Here is a 16,747-nt window from a genome sequence, read left to right as displayed (position 1 = left end):
GATGCGGTCCGCCGATGGACGTCGAGTCATCGATCTGCCTGAGCGACCTGGTCCCTGCGCTGCGCTGGAGCCGTCCTCAGCAGGTCGCCGAAGCCCTGGCCGACCCTCGACTCCCCGCCGGCTGGTGGGGTTCGCTCTCGCTGTCGCGAGCTCTCGGCACCACCGGTGTCGAGTGGATGTGCGAACGGCTCGCGCGGCTCGCGGCCTCCCGCTGGGACCACCTGCCGCTGGCCGACGTGCTGCCCGCGCTGCACGTGCACCAGGTGGACCCGTCCCTGCCCGGCTGGCCTGAACCCGCCCGCACGGTGATCACCGGGCTGGGCGGATGGCGGGTGCTCCGCCGGCTCAGCACGGGCGACCTCGGCGCGCCGTCCTCCTCCGCCTCGACCGAGGTCGTGGTGGGCTCGGTGTTCAGGGAGGTCCTCGGGCGCATCCCCGCGACGTCGGAGGCCCCAGCCGTACGTCCGGCGGGAGCGCTCCCCCAGCGTCCCGCCAACGTCCCCGCCCAGGGGGCGCCTTCGGGCGGGTTCTTCTCGCCCCAGCAGGCCGGCGGTCAGGGGACTCCGTCGCATCCCGGCGCGTCCCATCCAGGCGCGCCCGTTCTCGGCTCTCCCGTGCAGGGGCCCGCCGCGGGCCCGTCCGGCCCTTCGGCTCCCGGCTCGGCCACGCCGGACGCTCCCGGAGTCTCGCGTCCCGGCTCACAGGCTCCCGGGGCGGGCGCTCCTGGCCAGCCGGCGTCCCAGGGCCAGGACCAGGGCTCGCCCCTGCCTCAGCGGCCCGGCGGCCCCGCCTCCACCGGCTCGTTCCCGAGCCAGCCCGGCGGCGGCCCATCGACAGGCCCCTTCCCGAACCAGCCTGGCGCCCCCGGCGCGGGCCCCTCGACCGGCCCGTTCCCGAGCCAGCCCGCGGTGGGTCCTTCGACCGGCTCGTTCCCCAGCCAGCCCGCGGTGGGTCCTTCGACCGGCTCGTTCCCCAGCCAGCCCGCCGTCGGTCCCTCCACCGGCTCGTTCCCCAGCCGGCCCGCGGTGGGTCCTTCGACCGGCTCGTTCCCGAGCCAGCCCGGTGGCGGGCCTTCCACCGGTTCCTTTCCCGCCGTGGGCCCCTCCGGCGGAGCCTTCCCCGGTCAGGCCGGGCAGCCCGGGCCAGGGTCCAACGGCTCGCACCCGGGCCAGCCGGGCTCGCAGGGCCAGGCCGGCTCGCAGGCCGGTCCCGGCGCGAAGCAGGCGCCGGGCCAGCCAGGACAACCCGGTCAGCCGCAGCCTGGCCAGACGGGTCAGCCGGGCCAGCTCTCGCCTTTCGCGCCGCCGTCCCCCAGCTCCTACGCGCCGCCCACCTTCGCCGCGCCACCCATCGCGGAGACGCCTGACGACGACTACCCCATGGTGCGCGTCGTCGACGGGCTGTTCCGCTCCTTCGACCGGCTGGAGCTGGCCGTCGCGGTCAACCGCCTGTTCGCCGCCGAGCCCGACACCCTGCGCACCCTCGCCCACAAACTCCTGGTCGACAGGGACGTGCTGTCCCAGGCCCAGCGCACCGCCGAGGAGCGCGTGCTGCACTGGCTGCGCTCCTCCGAGTCCGCGCCGGTGACCGGCCACATGTTCCGTCTCACCGAGTGGCTCGGCACCGCCGCCACCGAGGACCAGCTCATCGGCGCCGACCCCGCCCACCCCGTCATCGTGCCCACCCTGCGCAGCCCGCTGTGGCGGGTGCTCGTCACGCTCATGCCCGACCGTCGTCTGCAGGACGGCTGGCTCGTCGTGGGCGACCTGACAGGACTGCAGGCGCGCACCAGGCAACTGCTCGCGGCCCATCCCGCCGACGCCGACGTCGAGGAGCTGCTGGCGGAGCTCGGCATCAGGCGGCACTCGGCCAAGGCCTGGCTCGACGCGCTGCCCGCCGAGGCACCCTCCGACGGGCCCAGCGCGCAGCCGGCCGTCCAGCAGCCGCTGCCACGCCGTACGCCAGGGGCCAACGGCCACCACCACAGAGGCGGGCAGCCCGTGCCGCCCGCGCCGCCGCAGCAGATCGACCCCAGCGCGGCGCTGGCCACGCTGTCGGCGCTGTCAGGCGGACGCTCTCCCCTGCTCGCCGGCTCCTCCGCGCCGCCGCCTCTGCTGGCGGGCGCGCCCTCCACCCCGCCGCCCCCACCGCCGAGCCCGACCTCCGATCCGCGCCGGTGGCAGCGCATCGACGTCACGCCCGAGCATCTGCGCGGCGCGCCCGTGGCGGTTCCCGAGGGGTATGCCGCCCAGCTCGGGATGCGCCCCGGCACCCTGCTGTCGGTGACGGGGCCGGGTGACAACGCGGTGGTGCTCGTCTGGCGCGACCAGCAGCCGGTCTTCGACTCGTTGCAGCCCGTGCTGATGCGCCTGAACGCCAGGCCAGGCGACCAGGTGTACGTCACGGTCGACGGCTACCGCCTCGACGCCCAGCTCACCAGCTGACCCTCCCACCCGCCGCCGTCACAGGAGGGTGTAGTCGAGCAGGGTCGGCGGCCAGAGCGGCTCGTCGCCCGCCATGGCCTGCGGCTCGTAGGTGTGCAGCTCCAGTACGAGGTCCTCGGCGCACCAGTAGGCCGCGTCGGGGTGGGCGTCCTTGCCGCACCACAGCGCGCGCTCCCGGTGGATCACGTACGCGAAATAGACGTACGACTCGACGTCCCTGTGGGCGACTCGGGCGCTCTCCAGCCCTTCGGGCACCTCGTGGACCAGGCCGGTCCTGCCGTCCATGAAGAGGTACCAGGAGTGCAGCGAGTCGAGCATGAACACCGCGCCCAGGTCGCCTGGAAGGCCGGCGCAGGCGCGCAGCTCCCGCGCGTCCTCCTCGGGCCACGTCTCCGTCATGGGCTTGACGCAGCGCAGGCTGTCGCCCGTCCAGTCCTCCTCGTGCACGCCGTTCGTGGGCAGGCCGACCTCGGCCAGGAACCGGCGGGTGGGCCCGTGGGTGATGGCGGGATGGATCTCCTCCGGCGTCAACCGGATGACGCCGCCCTTGCCGTACAGGCTCTCCAGCAGCTCGCGCGTGACCCTGACCGGTGGCCGGCAGAGCGGGAGCGGCGCGATGCCCTCCGGTCCGCCGGCCAGGCGTTCGTGCCCGGCCAGGTGCAGGCGCGCGTACTCGGGCGGGGACAGCTCCACCGAGACCGGCCAGCCGCGCATGACGGCCGCCAGCTCACGGTGCGCCTCGGAAGGCGGGGCCACGGCCTCGGCCAGGGCGGGCAGGTCCACGGCATACGCGGGCAGGCCCGGCTCGGCGAGGGGCAGATGGCCGGCGGCCTCCGCCACGCCGCGGGCGGCCGCCTCCGGGTCGTCGCGGTGGCGTCCGCAGTGCAGCAGCCGCCAGGTGTACGGGCCGATCGGGGCGAAGGCGAGGGCGAGCGTGCCGACGGCGGCGCGGGCCGCCGATGACAGGCCGTCCAGCCAGGCGCCCGCCACGCGCTCCGCGATGGGCAGGCCAGGCCCCGGGTCGGCGCCCCGGGCGCGGGCGGCGATGGCGGCGAGCGCCGGGGAGGGGTAGACCTGGTCCGCGGTGAAAGGGGAGCGCCCGGCGCGCTCGGCCGCGTACCACGCGGTGAAGGCGTCCAGATCGGTGCAGCGCGGGTCGTCCAGGTCCAGCGCGAAGACCGGCACGCCGGAAAGCTCGGCCGAGCCGGTCAGACAGGACCGCAGGGCGGTGGGGTCGGGGAACTCCACGAGCAGGCGGACGCGCGGGTCGGCGGCCAGGGGGCGGATCAGCTCGTGGAGGGTGCGTCCGGGGTCGGCGCTCCGATGCGGGTCGGCGAGCGTGACGAGCACGGGCCGGTCGAGGGCGGCCAGCGGACCGGCCGGGCCGGTGAGAGCGCGGCCTGGGCCGGCGTTTTCGTGCGCCGGTGGTCGGTTCGGTTCGTCGCCGTCGAGCCGCAGCTGCCGGGCCAGCTCGCGTACGGCCTCCTCGACCTCCATGCCGCGCAACCAGACGGCGGCCTCGGCCGTGCTCTCGTAGCCCGACCAGTGCCAGACGGTGGAGTGGCTGAACCAGGCCAGCAGCCGGGTCTTGCCCGAGGCGGGCGAGCCGGTGACGACGCAGATCCGCGGCCCGTACGGGTCCTCGCGCCAGCGCAGCAGCGCCTCGGCGGCGGGCGCGCGGCCGGCGGTGGGCTCGTCGCGGATGCCGCGCTCGGGCCGTCGCTCCAGCCAGGCGGGCCGGGAGCCGTCGAGGTAGTCGGGGACCGCGGGCAGCTCGCTGGAGGCGTGCAGCCCGCCGACGGCCTGCCGGGTGCGGGCGCTGACGGCCTCGTGGTAGTCCGCCATCTGCGCCGCGGTCCTGGCCCACTTCTCCCGCACCGCGCTCACGCACGGTCGGTCCTTGTGCCGGATCAGGCGCATGCCGTCGCCGTCGTGCTCGTCGGCGAGATCTCGCAGGTGCTCGAAGAAGACCCGCTGGGCCTTCCGCAGCACGCGGACGTGGTCGCGCAGTGGCCGCGCCTCGGGGCGGTCGCCGAGCTCGGCCAGCACCCCGTCGAAGTGGTCCAGCCGGGCGTCCGGCCAGGGCAGGCCGACGACGCGAAAAGCGCCGGAGAGGTCTCGGGGGAGGTCGCGCGGTAGATCCATAGCTGGGACGAGCGTAACGCATCGTGACCTTTCGCCTCCTGCGTCACTTCGGCATGCCGTAGCGGGACCGGCCCGCCGCGCCCCTCACCGCCTCAGGACTCCTGGGGAAGCCTGCGCCCTGGACCGCTCAGCTGTAGGCCTCTCGCTGGTCTTCGACGCGCTGCTGGTCGTCCGCGAGGACGACTCCGTCGACCGCCACGAGGTCGAGCGGGTGCTCGTGGAGGAAGGTGATGAACCACGGCAGCCGGTAGGCCTTGGCGACCGCCGTGTTGAGCTTCTTCAGCATCGTGCGTTTGACGTCGATGTCGACGCCCTCAGGTACATGGGCGACGAATGCGGGCCTGGCCGGTTCGGAGCCGAGGAGCCCGTTCTGGCTCACGCTGTCCAGCGCCCACTCGGGCAGGAAGATCCGCGTGTCGTCAGGGAACGGGTAGGCCTCGCGCATCGCTTCGTACATCGCCTTCACGAGTTCCCGCTTGGTCTCGAGGTCGGCACCGGTGGGCACGTCGAGGTATCCGATGGGCATGTCCTTCTCCTGTTCTTGTGGGTGGCCAGTCCGCCGACGCCGGCTCCCGGTCGGGAAATTGTGTCGTCGGGGATCGACCGGGCCGTAGACGCGTTCGCGGCTCGGCCGGCTCAGTCCATCGCGGTGGCCTCGATCGCGACGAGCAGGTCAGGCCCTGCGAGGCTCGCGACGCCGAGCACGGTGGTGGCGAAGCGCTTGCCCCCGAAGCGCTTCGTCGCAAGAGGGAAGTGCTGCAGCAGGCTGTTGACGTCGGTGGTGTAGAAGTTGAGCCGGACCACGTTGGCGAGGGTCATGTCGGCGCCGGCCAGGACCGTTTCGAGGTTGTCGAGCGCGAGCCCGAGCTGGGCGGCCAGGTCACCCGGGTGCTGCGAGTCGCCGTTGGCGTCGACTGCGTCCTGTGCGCTGCAGATGAGCTCTCGTCGGCGCCCCTCGACGAGCTGCGCCTGGTCGAAGCCGAGCGGGACCGAGAACGGCCACGGGTTGACGGCTGTGCGCTCCATCGATATCAGCCCTTCCTATCGAGTAGTGACTACTTTCCATTGGGAAGTACTGACAGGTCTAACAGGTAGCTGATGCGTGGTCAAGAGCGAGTCCTCATGGGTATAGTGGAAACCATGACGACGAACCGTCCGTACGGTGATGGCTGCGCGATCGCGACCGCACTCGACCATGTGGGCGAGCGGTGGGCCCTGCTGATCGTTCGCGAACTCCTGCTCGGCCCGAAACGGTTCACCGACCTGCAGGCCGGACTGCCGAACGCGGGTCCCAAGGTCCTGGCCCAGCGACTGCGGGAACTGGAGGGCGTCGGCGTCGTACGGCGCCGCACCCTTCCCCCACCGGCCGCCTCACAGGTCTACGAGCTGACCGGATGGGGCACCGCGTTGGATCCCGTCGTCGTCGCGCTGGGACACTGGGGCGCGCTCGCGCCTGAACGATCCTCTGACCCTGTGAGTGCGGACTCCGCGATGATCAGGCTGCGCAGCCTGTTCAGCCCGCAGCCAGAACGGCCTTGGAGCGCCACCTACGAGATACGCCTCGGCCGATACCGCTTCACTCTCCGGGTCGCCGACGGCCACCTCGTCGACGTGAGGCGTGGAGAGCCGCACGACCGACCCGACGCGATCATCGACTCCGACCCCGACACCTTGTCCCGCGTCCTCGGCGACCATAAGGCCTTCGCCAAGGCCGTCACCGACGGGCGGCTCACCATCACCGGCGACGACCAGTCCGGCCGACGCCTCTTCGACGCCGCACAGAGCTTCGACGCCGCACAGAACAAGGCCATCAACGTCTGACAGACATCCCGAGCACGGTGCCGCCACGCGGGGCCGTGCTCGCCTTGTCGCTCCGGCCATCGGTCCAGCCGGGTGAGCCCAGCCGTCAAGACCTCCTACGCAACCCCTGCACCCTCGACCAGACCGGCTCTGGACACGCGCGCGTTCTGGATCGGAAAAGGGGTCGGCGCCGGGCCTTGTCCGGGCAGCTCAGCGCTCTGCGGCCCGCCGTACGGCTGAGCTCGGCATCCATTCCCAAGATCAGCCGGTCACGGGAGAGCAGGACAGACAAGGTGATGTGACGGACGGATCAGCTACCGGTCACGAAGACCCAGCGCACAAGGCGATGCCAGAGAACGGACCGCTGCCGATCGCGCGGTGATGACGGACCTACACGTCGACTGCCGGTCGCGGGAGGCAGGGATAGGGGTGTCAAGGCAGTACCGGTCATGCGGTGGAGGGGGTGGGCGGTAGCCCAGGCGTGGCAGGCAGTACCGGTCATGGGGTGGTGAAGAGGTGGAGGCGGTGGGCGGTGGCGGCGGCCTCGCCTCGTGAGGCGGCGCCGAGTTTGGCGAGGATGTTCGACACGTGGACGCTGACCGTCTTGACCGAGATGAACAGCTCCCCCGCGATCTCCCTGTTGCTCAACCCCCTCGTGACCAGCTTCAGCACCTCGAACTCGCGGGCCGTCAGCCCGAGCCTGGTCTCCTCGGCCGGAGACTCCCCCGTGAGGGAGATGCGGACGCGGCGGGCCAGCGAGTCGATCTCGGCCAGGAGGGGCACGGCCCCGAGCCGTTCGGCCAGCGCGCGGGCCGTGGACAACCGCTCGGCCACCGACTCGCGAACGCCGCCCGCCTGACCCACCGGCTCTCTTCCGCCCGGCGGCGCGATCGCCGCCTCCGCTGCGGCCAGCAGCGTCTGGGCCCGCGCGTACGGCTGGCTCAGCGCCTCCCACGCCTGCGTCGCGGTGTCCCATGCGGCCAGGTCGCGGGAGACCATCGCGGCGAAGGTGAGGCTCTGCGCCCGCTGGAGTTCGCCCCTGGTCTCGAGCTTCTCCGCCACCTCGCGCAGCCCCCGCACCACCTGCTCGGCGGTGGCCTCCTCACCGTCGGGAAGCGCCGCCCCCGGCAGCCCCATCACACCGCGCGCCACGCCGGACGAGCCGGGCAGACCCGCCGCGCCGGACGGGCCAGGCCCGCCCTGCGTACCGGACGGGCCGGGGCGGGCCGGCGTACCGGGAGAGCCCGGCGCGCCGGCGCGGCCGGGGATGATCACGGTGGCGGCGTGGAGGGCGGAGACGAGGAAGGGCCAGCCGTAGCGGGGGCTGGCATGGCGGGGGTTGGCGTGCGCGTCCTCCGCGCGCAGGACCGCGGCGATCAGCTCGAGCGCCTGCGCGTCGTACCCCTGGGCCAGGCGCAGCTTGAGCTCCCTGCGCAGGTTCGGCAGCAGGGTCTGGTCGCGGTAGGTGCCCTTGGCGAGAATGCTGTGACTTTCGTGGAAGAGCGCCTCGGCCCCTTCGACGTCGCCGCGGGCCAGCAGGATGTCGAGGGAGAACCCCATCAGGCTGGCCCGGTAGGGAGGGGGCGGCGCCAGGTCGAGCGCGTGCTCGATGACCTCGAGCGCTTCGTCCCACCGGCCGAGCGACACCAGCGGCTCGGCCAGGTTGATGGCGAGGAACGCGCCCGAGGTGCGGGCGACGCCGTACTCCTCGGCCTGGGCGATGCCCCTGCGGGCGACCTCGGTGGCGGCCTCGTGGCGCCCCCAGCCCTCCAGCGTGTCGGACTCGGAGATGGCCGCGCGCATCAGCGCGGTGTAGGCGCGCGCCTCGCCCGCGATCGTTCTGGCCTCGGCGTAGCCGGTGAGGTCCTGGTCGGTGTCCGCGCGGTGGCTGCGCGACCAGGTGAGGGTGATGAGCGCCTGGGCCTCGGTCGTCGCGTCGCCGATCTGGCGGGCGATGCGCAGCGCCTCGGCGGCGTGCGCCTCCTTCTCCGCCCAGACGTCGGGCGTGTTGAGCATGCGCGCCAGACCCTCCAGGATCCTGGCGCGCAGCGCGCTGGGCGGCGAGGCGGGCACCAGCTGGGCCGCCGTGCGCAGGTCGTCGACGTAGCCCGCGCGCCCGAGGTCGTAGGCGGCCAGACCGCGCCTGCGCAGCAGCCCCGCCGTGATCGTGGGGTCGCGCTCGGGGTCGACCAGCCGCAGCGCCGCCCGCGACAGGGAGATGGCCCGCTCGAACTCGCCCGCCAGGTGCGCCACGAGGATGACGGTGCTCAGCACCTCGAGATGGTCGGTCTCGAGCAGCTCGGCGGCGTCGGGCACCTGATCCCACAGCTCCAGCACCCTGGTGAGCATTCTGAGTTGCTCGTCGTAGGCGGTGGCCTTCCTGGCGGCCGCCGCCGCCCGCCACGCGCTGACCAGCGCGGGCCGTACGTCGTGGGCGGCGTGCCAGTGGTGGGCCAGCTCGATCGCCGCCCTGGTGGCGGGCAGCAGCAGCGGGTTGTCCTCGAGCGTCTTGGCGAAGCGGGTGTGCAGGCGGGTGCGCTCGCCCGGCAGCAGGTCGTCGTGGACGGCCTCGCGGATCAGCGCGTGACGGAAGGAGTAGCCCTCGCCGTCGACGACCAGCACGTTTCCGGCCACGGCGGGCCGCAGCGCCCTGGACAGCGACCCCTCGTCGAGCCCGGCGACGGCCGTCAGCAGCGCGTGCTCGATCCTGGCGCCGCCCGCGCTGGCCACCCGCAGCAGCTCCTGGGTCTCCTCCGGCAGCCGCTCGACGCTGGCCAGCAGCAGGTCGCGCAGCGACTCGGGGACCGTGTCGTGCCCGTCGCCCGCCAGCAGCGCCTCGACGAAGAGCGGGTTGCCCTCGCTGCGCGAGTAGACGTCGTCGACGTCGAGCCTGCCCGGCAGGCCGCCGAGGATGCTCGACGCCTGCTCGACCACCTCGCGGCGGCTCAGCCTGCGCAGCTCGAGCCTGGTGACCCAGTCGATCCTGCCCAGCTCGGCCAGGAGGGGGCGCAGCGGGTGGGTGCGGTGCAGCTCGTCGGCTCGGTAGGTGACGACGATGAGCAGCGGCAGGTCGGAGCGCTGGTAACGCACCAGGAAGGAGAGCAGGTCGCGGGTGGAGCGGTCGGCCCAGTGGGCGTCCTCGACGATGAGGACGGTCTCTCGCTGCTCGGCCAGGCGCTCCATCAGCCCGAGCACCTGCTCGAACAGGCGGGCGCGGGCCTCGGGCCCGTCGCCCTCCGGCTCGCCGAACTCGGGCAGCAGGCGGCCGAGCCCTCGGGTCGAGCCGCCGGGCAGCAGCTCGGCGATGGCGTCGCGGCCGAGGTCGCGCACGAGCCTGCGCAGCACCGCGGTGAAGGGCGCGAACGGCAGGCCGTCCGTGCCGAGTTCGAGGCAGCCGCCCACGAGCACCCTGGCCCCTTCGGCGCGCTCGGCGAACTCGCGGATCAGCCTGGTCTTGCCGACGCCCGCCTCGCCGCCGACCAGCACGGTGGAGGAGGCGCCGTCACGCGCGCGGCCGAGCGCCCCCTCGAGGGTGGCGAGCTCGTCGGCCCTGCCGACGAACAGGGGGCTCACGGTATTGGTACTCACGCCCAACAGGATGCCATCAGGCTCTGACGAAACTCAGCGCAGCACCTTGCGATAGAAGTTCGCCGACTCCTCGTAGCCGAGGGCCTTGTAGAACTCGGGGGCGCGCCGCGTGGCCAGGGCGACGTAGCCCGCCTGCCGTTCGCGCGCCCAGACCTCGAACTCCTCCAGCAGCCGCCTGCCGATGCCCTGCCTGCGGAAACCGGGCTGCACCATGGCCTCTTCCACCCATGCCACGGGCCCGTTGGCGAACAGGGTGAGGTGGACGAAACCCAGCAGGTAACCGTGGACGCGGCCCTCGGCCACCGCGGTGAGGATCAGCGCGTCCTCGTCGTCAAGCAACCGCGGGAAGGCCAGGTCGAAGGCCGCGCGCTCGGGTCTGAAGGTCAGCCCGAACTCCCGCGCCAGCGCGAAGATCTCATCTACGTCGCTCGGCTCCGCCCTCCGGATGTGCGGATCGTCTGAGGTCATGACGTGGACCCTAGATCGTTCCCGCACCGTCCGTCCAATCCGGAACTCCAGCATTTCTACAGATCACCCAGGCCCAGCTGCCTGGCGATCAGCATGCGCTGGACCTCGCTGGTGCCCTCGCCGATCTCGAGGATCTTGGCGTCCCTGTAGAAGCGTCCGACGGGGAACTCGTTCATGAATCCGTAGCCGCCGAAGATCTGGGTGGCGTCGCGGGCGTTGTCCATGGCGGCGTTGGAGGAGACCAGCTTGGCGATGGCCGCCTCCTTCTTGAACGGCCTGCCCGCCAGCATCAGCGACGCCGCGTGGTAGTAGGCCAGGCGGGCGGTGTGCGCGCGGACCTCCATGTCGGCGACCTTGAACTGGATGGCCTGGTAGTGGCCGATGGGGTGGCCGAAGGCGCGCCTGTCGCGGACATAGCGCAGCGACTCGTCCACGCAGCCCTGCGCGAGCCCGACGCTGAGCGCGGCGATCGCGATGCGGCCCTCGTCGAGGGTCTGCAGGAACTGCGCGTAGCCGCGGCCCCTCTCCCCCAGCAGGTTCGCGGCGGGCACCCTGCAGTCGGTGAAGGACAGCTCGCGGGTGTCGGAGGCGTTCCATCCGACCTTGGAGTACTTCTTCGACACGGCGAAGCCCGGCGTGCCGCTGGGCACGAGGATCGTGGAGATCTCCCGCTCGCCCGTCAGCGCCGCCACGGCGACCACGCCGGTCAGCGAGGTGCCCGAGTTGGTGATGAACGCCTTGGTGCCGTTCAGCACCCATTCGTCGCCTTCGAGGACGGCCGTGGTGCGCATCCCGCCGGGCACGTCGCTGCCGCCGCCCGGCTCGGTGAGGCCGAAGGCGCCGAGCATCCGTCCCGAGGAGAGCTCGGGCAGCCAGTGCGCCTTCTGCTCGGCCGTGCCGAAGCGGTAGATCGGCATCGCGCCCAGGGACACCGCCGCCTCCAGCGTGATGGACACGCTGGAGTCGACCCGTGCCAGCTCCTCGAGGGCGAGGCACAGGGCGAAGTAGTCGCCGCCCATCCCGCCGTACTCCTCGGGGATCGGCAGCCCGAACAGCCCCATGTCGCCCATCTGGCGGACGATGTCGTAGGGGAACTCCTCACGCTCGTAGTAGTCGCCGATGACCGGCGCCACCACCTCGCGGGCGAAGGACTCGACGGTCTTGCGCAGCTCTTGGTACTCGTCGTTGAGCATGGTTGTCACCCTTTCGAGAGGGCCTGGACGACCCGGGAGGGGCTGGGACGGCCGAGCCGCTCGGCGAGCCAGACGCTGGTGGCGACGAGCTTGCCGAGGTCGAGTCCTGTGTCGATGCCGAGCCCTCGCAGCATCCAGACCAGGTCCTCGGTGGCGAGGTTGCCGGTGGCCGACTCGGCGTAGGGGCAGCCGCCGATGCCTCCGGTGGAGGCGTCGACGACGGTGACGCCCGCCCTGAGCGCGGCGAGCGTGTTGGCCAGTGCCTGGCCGTAGGTGTCGTGGAAGTGGACGGCGAGCCTGGAGGGGTCGCCGAAGGCCTCGACGAGCGCGGTGGCGTGACCGGGCGTGCCCACGCCGATGGTGTCGCCGAGGGACAGCTCGTGGCAGCCGAGGTCGAGCAGCCTGGTGCCGACGCGCACGACCTGCTCGATCGGGGTCGGGCCCTCCCACGGGTCGCCGAAGACCATCGAGACGTAGGCGCGCACCTTCACCCCCGCCTCCAGGGCGCGGGCGACGACCGGCTCGAACATGTCGAACTGGGTCTCGAGGCTCCTGTTGAGGTTCTTGGCGGCGAAGGTCTCGGTGGCGCTGGCGAAGACCGCCACCTCATCGACGCCGCTCTCCAGGGCCCTGTCCAGGCCCCGCTCGTTGGGCACCAGCACCGGGTAGCGGATGCCCGGCCGCCGCTTGAGCATCGTGAGCAGCTCGCCGGAGTCAGCCAGCTGCGGCACCCACTTCGGGTGCACGAAGCTGGTCGCCTCGATCACCCGGTGCCCCGCGTCGGCGAGCCTGTCGATGAACTCGGCCTTCACCTCGACAGGGATGACCGCCTTCTCGTTCTGCAGGCCGTCGCGCGGCCCCACCTCGTAGACCGTCACCCGCTCGGGGAGACCGTCGATTCTGAACGGCACGCCTCTCACCCCTCCGTGTCGACGACGGCCAGGACCGCGTCCATGTCGACGGACTGTCCCGCCTTGACAGGCAGCTCGGAGATCACGCCCGCCATGGGCGCGGTGACGGTGTGCTCCATCTTCATCGCCTCCACGATGACCAGCGGCTGGCCTTCGCTCACCTGGTCGCCCTGCGAGACCTTGACCAGCAGGACGGTGCCGGGCATGGGGCTGCGCACCACGCCGTCGCCCGCGCCAGCCGCGCCCGCCCTGTCGCCTGGGTCACCGATCCTGTGCCTGGTCAGCGCCCATGCTTGTCCTTCACGCCCGAGCCACAGCGTCTCCCCTTCGCGGGCCGCCGTGAACCGGAAGGCGCGCCCGCCGAGGGTGACGGCCAGCTCGCCCCCCTCGGCCACCGCCCTGGCGCCCACGATCCGAGCAGGCGCGGCCTGGGCGCCCACGGCGCCGGAGCCGCCGGAGGGGGAGGCGGCGGGCAGGCGGACCTCCGCGCCGGAGGCGGGCAGCCCGCGCACTCCGACCTCGTGGATCCCTTCGCGTGACTCCAGCCGCCAGGTGGTCCAGGCGGGCTCTCCCACCCGCCAGCCGTCGGCGATCTCCCATGGGTCCTTCGCCCGGGGCGTGGTGTGGAAGGCCAGCGCGGCGGCGGCCAGCACCTCGTCAGGGACGGGCGCGGCCAGCGGGAGCGACGGCAGCACCCTCTCGACCAGACCGGTGTCCAGCGCGCCCGCGACGACGTCCGGCTCGGCGAGCAGCGCCCGCAGGAACGGGATGTTCGTCGTCACACCCAGCACGGCGGCCGATGCCAGCGCCCTGTCCAGCGACCGCAGCGCGGAGGAGCGGTCCTCGGCCCACGCGATCACCTTCGACAGCATCGGGTCGAAGTCGCTGCCGACGACCAGCCCCTCGGTCAGCGAGGAGTCGACCCTGACGTCCGAGGGCTCGCGCAGGGCCAGCACCCGCCCGCCCGTGGGCAGGAAGCCGCGCGCCGGGTCCTCGGCGTAGACGCGCGCCTCGACCGCGTGGCCGCGCAGCCGTACCGAGTCCTGGCCGAAGGGCAGCGGCTCGCCCGCGGCCACCCGGACCTGCAGCTCCACCAGGTCGAGGCCGGTGACCAGCTCGGTCACCGGGTGCTCGACCTGCAGCCTGGTGTTCATCTCCATGAAGTGGTAGTCGCCCGAGCGCCCGTCGACGATGAACTCGACGGTGCCCGCGCCGGTGTAGCCGACCGAGCGGGCCGCCTCGACGGCCGCCGCCCCCATCGCCTGGCGCCTCTCGGCGGTGACGAAGGGCGAGGGCGCCTCCTCGATGATCTTCTGGTGGCGGCGCTGCAGGCTGCACTCACGCTCGCCCAGGTGCACGACGTTGCCGTGCGCGTCGGCGAGCACCTGGATCTCGATGTGCCTGGGGTTCTCGATGTAGCGCTCGATCAGCAGGGTGCCGTCGCCGAAGGCCGCCTCCGCCGTACGGCGGGCGGATGCGAGCGCCTCGGGCAGCTCGGCCGCCGACCGCACCAGCACCATGCCCTTGCCGCCGCCGCCGGCCGACGGCTTGATCAGCGCGGGGAAGTCGTTCCACGAGGCCAGGTCGGAGATGCCGCCGGGCACGACGGGCACGCCCGCCGCCGCGACGGTCCGCTTGGCGCGGATCTTGTCGCCCATCGCCTCGATCGCCTCGGCGGGCGGGCCGATGAAGGCCAGGCCCTCGGCCGCGCACGTGCGGGCGAACTCGGCGTTCTCGGCCAGGAACCCGTAGCCGGGGTGGACGGCCTGCGCCCCCGACGACCGCGCCGCCGCGATCACCGCCTCCATGTCCAGGTATCGCGGCACCCGGAGCGCGTGGTCGGCCAGGCGCACGTGGAGCGCGCCCGCGTCCGCCTCGACGTAGACGGCGACCGAGGCGATGCCCATGGAGCGGAGCGTGCGGATGATCCGCACGGCGATCTCGCCCCTGTTCGCGATCAGTACGGTGCTGAACATCATCACATCCGGAAGACGCCGTAGCCGATGGGGTCGAGCGGCGCGTTGGCCGCCGCCGACAGCCCGAGTCCGAGGACGGTGCGGGTGTCGATGGGGTCGATCACCCCGTCGTCCCAGAGCCTGGCCGTCGAGTAGTAGGGGTTGCCCTGGTGCTCGTACTGCGCCCTGATGGCGTCGGCGTCCGCGTTGCCGACCGTGGTGAGCACGGTGGCCGCCTGCTCACCGCCCATCACCGAGATGCGGGCGTTCGGCCACATCCACAGGAACCTGGGCGAGTAGGCCCTGCCCGCCATCGCGTAGTTGCCCGCGCCGAACGATCCGCCGATCACGACGGTGAACTTCGGCACCCGCGCGCACGACACCGCGGTCACCATCTTCGCGCCGTGCTTGGCGATGCCGCCTGCCTCGTAGGCCTTGCCGACCATGAAGCCGCTGATGTTCTGCAGGAAGACCAGGGGGATCTTCCGCCGGTCGCACAGCTCGATGAAGTGCGCGCCCTTCAGCGCCGACTCGCTGAACAGGATGCCGTTGTTGGCCACGATCCCGACGGGGTGGCCGTGGATGTGGGCGAAGCCCGTGACCAGCGTGGTGCCGTACTCGGCCTTGAACTCCAGGAAGCGGGAGCCGTCGACGATCCGTCGCACCACCTCCCGCACGTCGTACGGCGTGCGGGGGTCGGGCGGCACGATGCCGTACAGCTCCTGCGGGTCGAGGTGCGGCTCCTCCGGGTCGGCGCGCTCCCACGGCGAGTCGGACCTGGGAGCGAGCGTGGCGACGATGTCGCGGACGATGGCCAGCGCGTGCGCGTCGTCCTCGGCGAGGTGGTCGGTGACGCCGCTGACGCGGGCGTGCAGGTCGCCCCCTCCGAGCTCCTCTGCGGTGACCTCCTCGCCGGTGGCGGCCTTCACCAGCGGGGGCCCGCCGAGGAAGATCGTGCCCTGCTCGCGCACGATGACGGCCTCGTCGCTCATCGCGGGGACGTAGGCGCCGCCTGCCGTGCAGGAGCCGAGGACGGCGGCGATCTGCGGGATGCCGCGCGCCGACATCGTCGCCTGGTTGTAGAAGATGCGGCCGAAGTGCTCGCGGTCGGGGAAGACCTCGTCCTGCTTGGGAAGGAACGCGCCGCCCGAGTCGACCAGGTAGAGGCAGGGCAGGTGGTTCTGCAGCGCCACCTCCTGCGCCCTGAGGTGCTTCTTGACGGTCATCGGGTAGTAGGTGCCGCCCTTGACCGTGGCGTCGTTGGCCACGACCACGCACTCGCGGCCCGAGACCCTGCCCACTCCCGTGATGATGCCCGCGGCGGGGGCCTGGTCGTCGTAGAGGCCGTTGGCGGCCAGCGGCGACAGCTCCAGGAAGCGGGAGCCGGGATCGAGCAGCCCGTCGACCCTGTCGCGCGGCAGCAGCTTGCCTCGCTCGACGTGACGCTGCCTGGAGCGCTCGGGTCCACCCTTGGCGGCCTCGGCCAGGCGCTCGCGCAGCTCGGCCGCCAGCCGCTCGTTGACCTCGGCGTTGCGCTTGAACATGCCCTGAAGGTTAATCATCATTAACGTCTGTGTCTAGAATGTGAGATGTGAGAACTCCTACCCGGAATCGCCGCGTCGAGATCCTGGAGGCCGCGGCGACCCTGTTCGCCGCCCGCGGCTACCACGGCGTGTCCATCGAGGACATCGGCGGCGCGGTAGGCGTCTCGGGCCCCGCGCTCTACCGCCACTTCAGCGGCAAGGAGGCGCTGCTGGCCGAGATGCTCACCGACGTGAGCACCCGCCTGCGCGAGGCGGCGGTCGCGGTCGTCACCTCCGCGCAGGATCCCGCCCAGGCGCTGGAAGCCCTGCTCGACACCCAGATCACGTTCGCGCTCGAGCAGCCCGCGCTGATCACGGTGCACGACAGGGAGCTGGGCAACGTGCCCGAGCCGCAGCGGCGGCAGATCAGGCGCCTGCAGCGGCTCTACGTCGAGGAGTGGGTGACCGTCCTGGCCGAGCTGCACCCCGGCTGCCCGCCTCCGCGCCTGCGGGCCGCGACCCACGCGGCCTTCGGACTGCTCAACTCGACGCCGCACAGCGCGGGCGAGCTGCCGCCGGAGGCGATGAGGGAGGTGCTGCGCGCGATGGCGCGCGCGGGCCTGTCCACCCTTAGTTAACGGCCCTTAACAGAACGCCTGGCCTTACCGCCTCCATTGTCTAGATAGCGGAAGGTACGGCTGGCAGGTGCCCGTGGCCGTC

General features: G+C 72.4%; 12 protein-coding genes. 3 read left to right on the top strand and 9 right to left on the bottom strand.

Features of this window, described 5'->3' with window-relative positions; all coding sequences use genetic code 11:
* Nucleotides 1–14: 14 nt before the first annotated feature.
* On the top strand, nt 15–2,444 hold the full coding sequence (locus tag ABFX50_RS03405) for a hypothetical protein (RefSeq protein ID WP_346143102.1): 2,430 nt from the start codon (nt 15–17) through the stop codon (nt 2,442–2,444).
* 18 nt (nt 2,445–2,462) lie between these two features.
* On the opposite strand, the gene ABFX50_RS03400 is transcribed toward ABFX50_RS03405, so the two are convergent.
* From ABFX50_RS03400 to ABFX50_RS03390, 3 genes are all read right to left on the bottom strand, one after another.
* Entirely contained in the window at nt 2,463–4,589 is a 2,127-nt protein-coding gene (locus ABFX50_RS03400) for an SUKH-4 family immunity protein (RefSeq protein WP_346143100.1), read from the bottom strand.
* A gap of 127 nt (nt 4,590–4,716) precedes the next feature.
* Complete coding sequence (locus tag ABFX50_RS03395; RefSeq protein WP_346143098.1) at nt 4,717–5,115, bottom strand: hypothetical protein; 399 nt, start codon at nt 5,113–5,115, stop codon at nt 4,717–4,719.
* Between the two features lie 110 nt (nt 5,116–5,225).
* Entirely contained in the window at nt 5,226–5,615 is a 390-nt protein-coding gene (locus ABFX50_RS03390; protein WP_346143096.1) for a RidA family protein, read from the bottom strand.
* 114 nt (nt 5,616–5,729) lie between these two features.
* Here ABFX50_RS03390 and ABFX50_RS03385 point away from each other — a divergent pair, with 114 nt between their 5' ends.
* On the top strand, nt 5,730–6,410 hold the full coding sequence (locus ABFX50_RS03385) for a winged helix-turn-helix transcriptional regulator (RefSeq protein WP_346143094.1): 681 nt from the start codon (nt 5,730–5,732) through the stop codon (nt 6,408–6,410).
* A gap of 477 nt (nt 6,411–6,887) precedes the next feature.
* Here the strand turns inward: ABFX50_RS03385 and ABFX50_RS03380 are convergent, their stop codons facing one another.
* The 6 genes from ABFX50_RS03380 to ABFX50_RS03355 are packed head-to-tail and all read right to left on the bottom strand — an operon-like array spanning nt 6,888 to nt 16,048.
* Nucleotides 6,888–9,977 carry a helix-turn-helix transcriptional regulator gene (locus ABFX50_RS03380; RefSeq protein ID WP_346143092.1) on the bottom strand — a complete coding sequence of 1,030 codons (3,090 nt, stop codon included), beginning with the start codon at nt 9,975–9,977 and terminating at the stop codon, nt 6,888–6,890.
* Between the two features lie 33 nt (nt 9,978–10,010).
* Nucleotides 10,011–10,445: a GNAT family N-acetyltransferase gene (locus ABFX50_RS03375; protein WP_346143090.1), complete on the bottom strand. Its 435-nt coding sequence runs from the start codon at nt 10,443–10,445 to the stop codon at nt 10,011–10,013.
* Between the two features lie 56 nt (nt 10,446–10,501).
* Nucleotides 10,502–11,638, bottom strand: coding sequence for an acyl-CoA dehydrogenase family protein (locus ABFX50_RS03370; RefSeq protein WP_346143088.1), 1,137 nt, complete (start codon nt 11,636–11,638; stop codon nt 10,502–10,504).
* Nucleotides 11,639–11,643: 5 nt separating this feature from the next.
* The gene (locus ABFX50_RS03365; RefSeq protein ID WP_346143086.1) at nt 11,644–12,549 is read right to left on the bottom strand and encodes a hydroxymethylglutaryl-CoA lyase; all 906 of its coding nucleotides are present in this window, start codon (nt 12,547–12,549) and stop codon (nt 11,644–11,646) included.
* A gap of 5 nt (nt 12,550–12,554) precedes the next feature.
* Nucleotides 12,555–14,525 carry an ATP-binding protein gene (locus ABFX50_RS03360; protein ID WP_346143085.1) on the bottom strand — a complete coding sequence of 657 codons (1,971 nt, stop codon included), beginning with the start codon at nt 14,523–14,525 and terminating at the stop codon, nt 12,555–12,557.
* 2 nt (nt 14,526–14,527) lie between these two features.
* Entirely contained in the window at nt 14,528–16,048 is a 1,521-nt protein-coding gene (locus ABFX50_RS03355; RefSeq protein WP_346118514.1) for a carboxyl transferase domain-containing protein, read from the bottom strand.
* A 47-nt stretch (nt 16,049–16,095) separates the two neighbouring features.
* Between ABFX50_RS03355 and ABFX50_RS03350 the strand changes: the two genes are divergently transcribed.
* On the top strand, nt 16,096–16,665 hold the full coding sequence (locus ABFX50_RS03350; protein ID WP_346143082.1) for an SACE_7040 family transcriptional regulator: 570 nt from the start codon (nt 16,096–16,098) through the stop codon (nt 16,663–16,665).
* Nucleotides 16,666–16,747: the final 82 nt, after the last annotated feature.

The organism is Nonomuraea recticatena (genome assembly GCF_039533245.1).
Lineage (GTDB): Bacteria > Actinomycetota > Actinomycetes > Streptosporangiales > Streptosporangiaceae > Nonomuraea > Nonomuraea roseola.
Note: the sequence above shows the minus strand (reverse complement) of the source record. Positions and strands in the feature narration are given on the sequence as shown.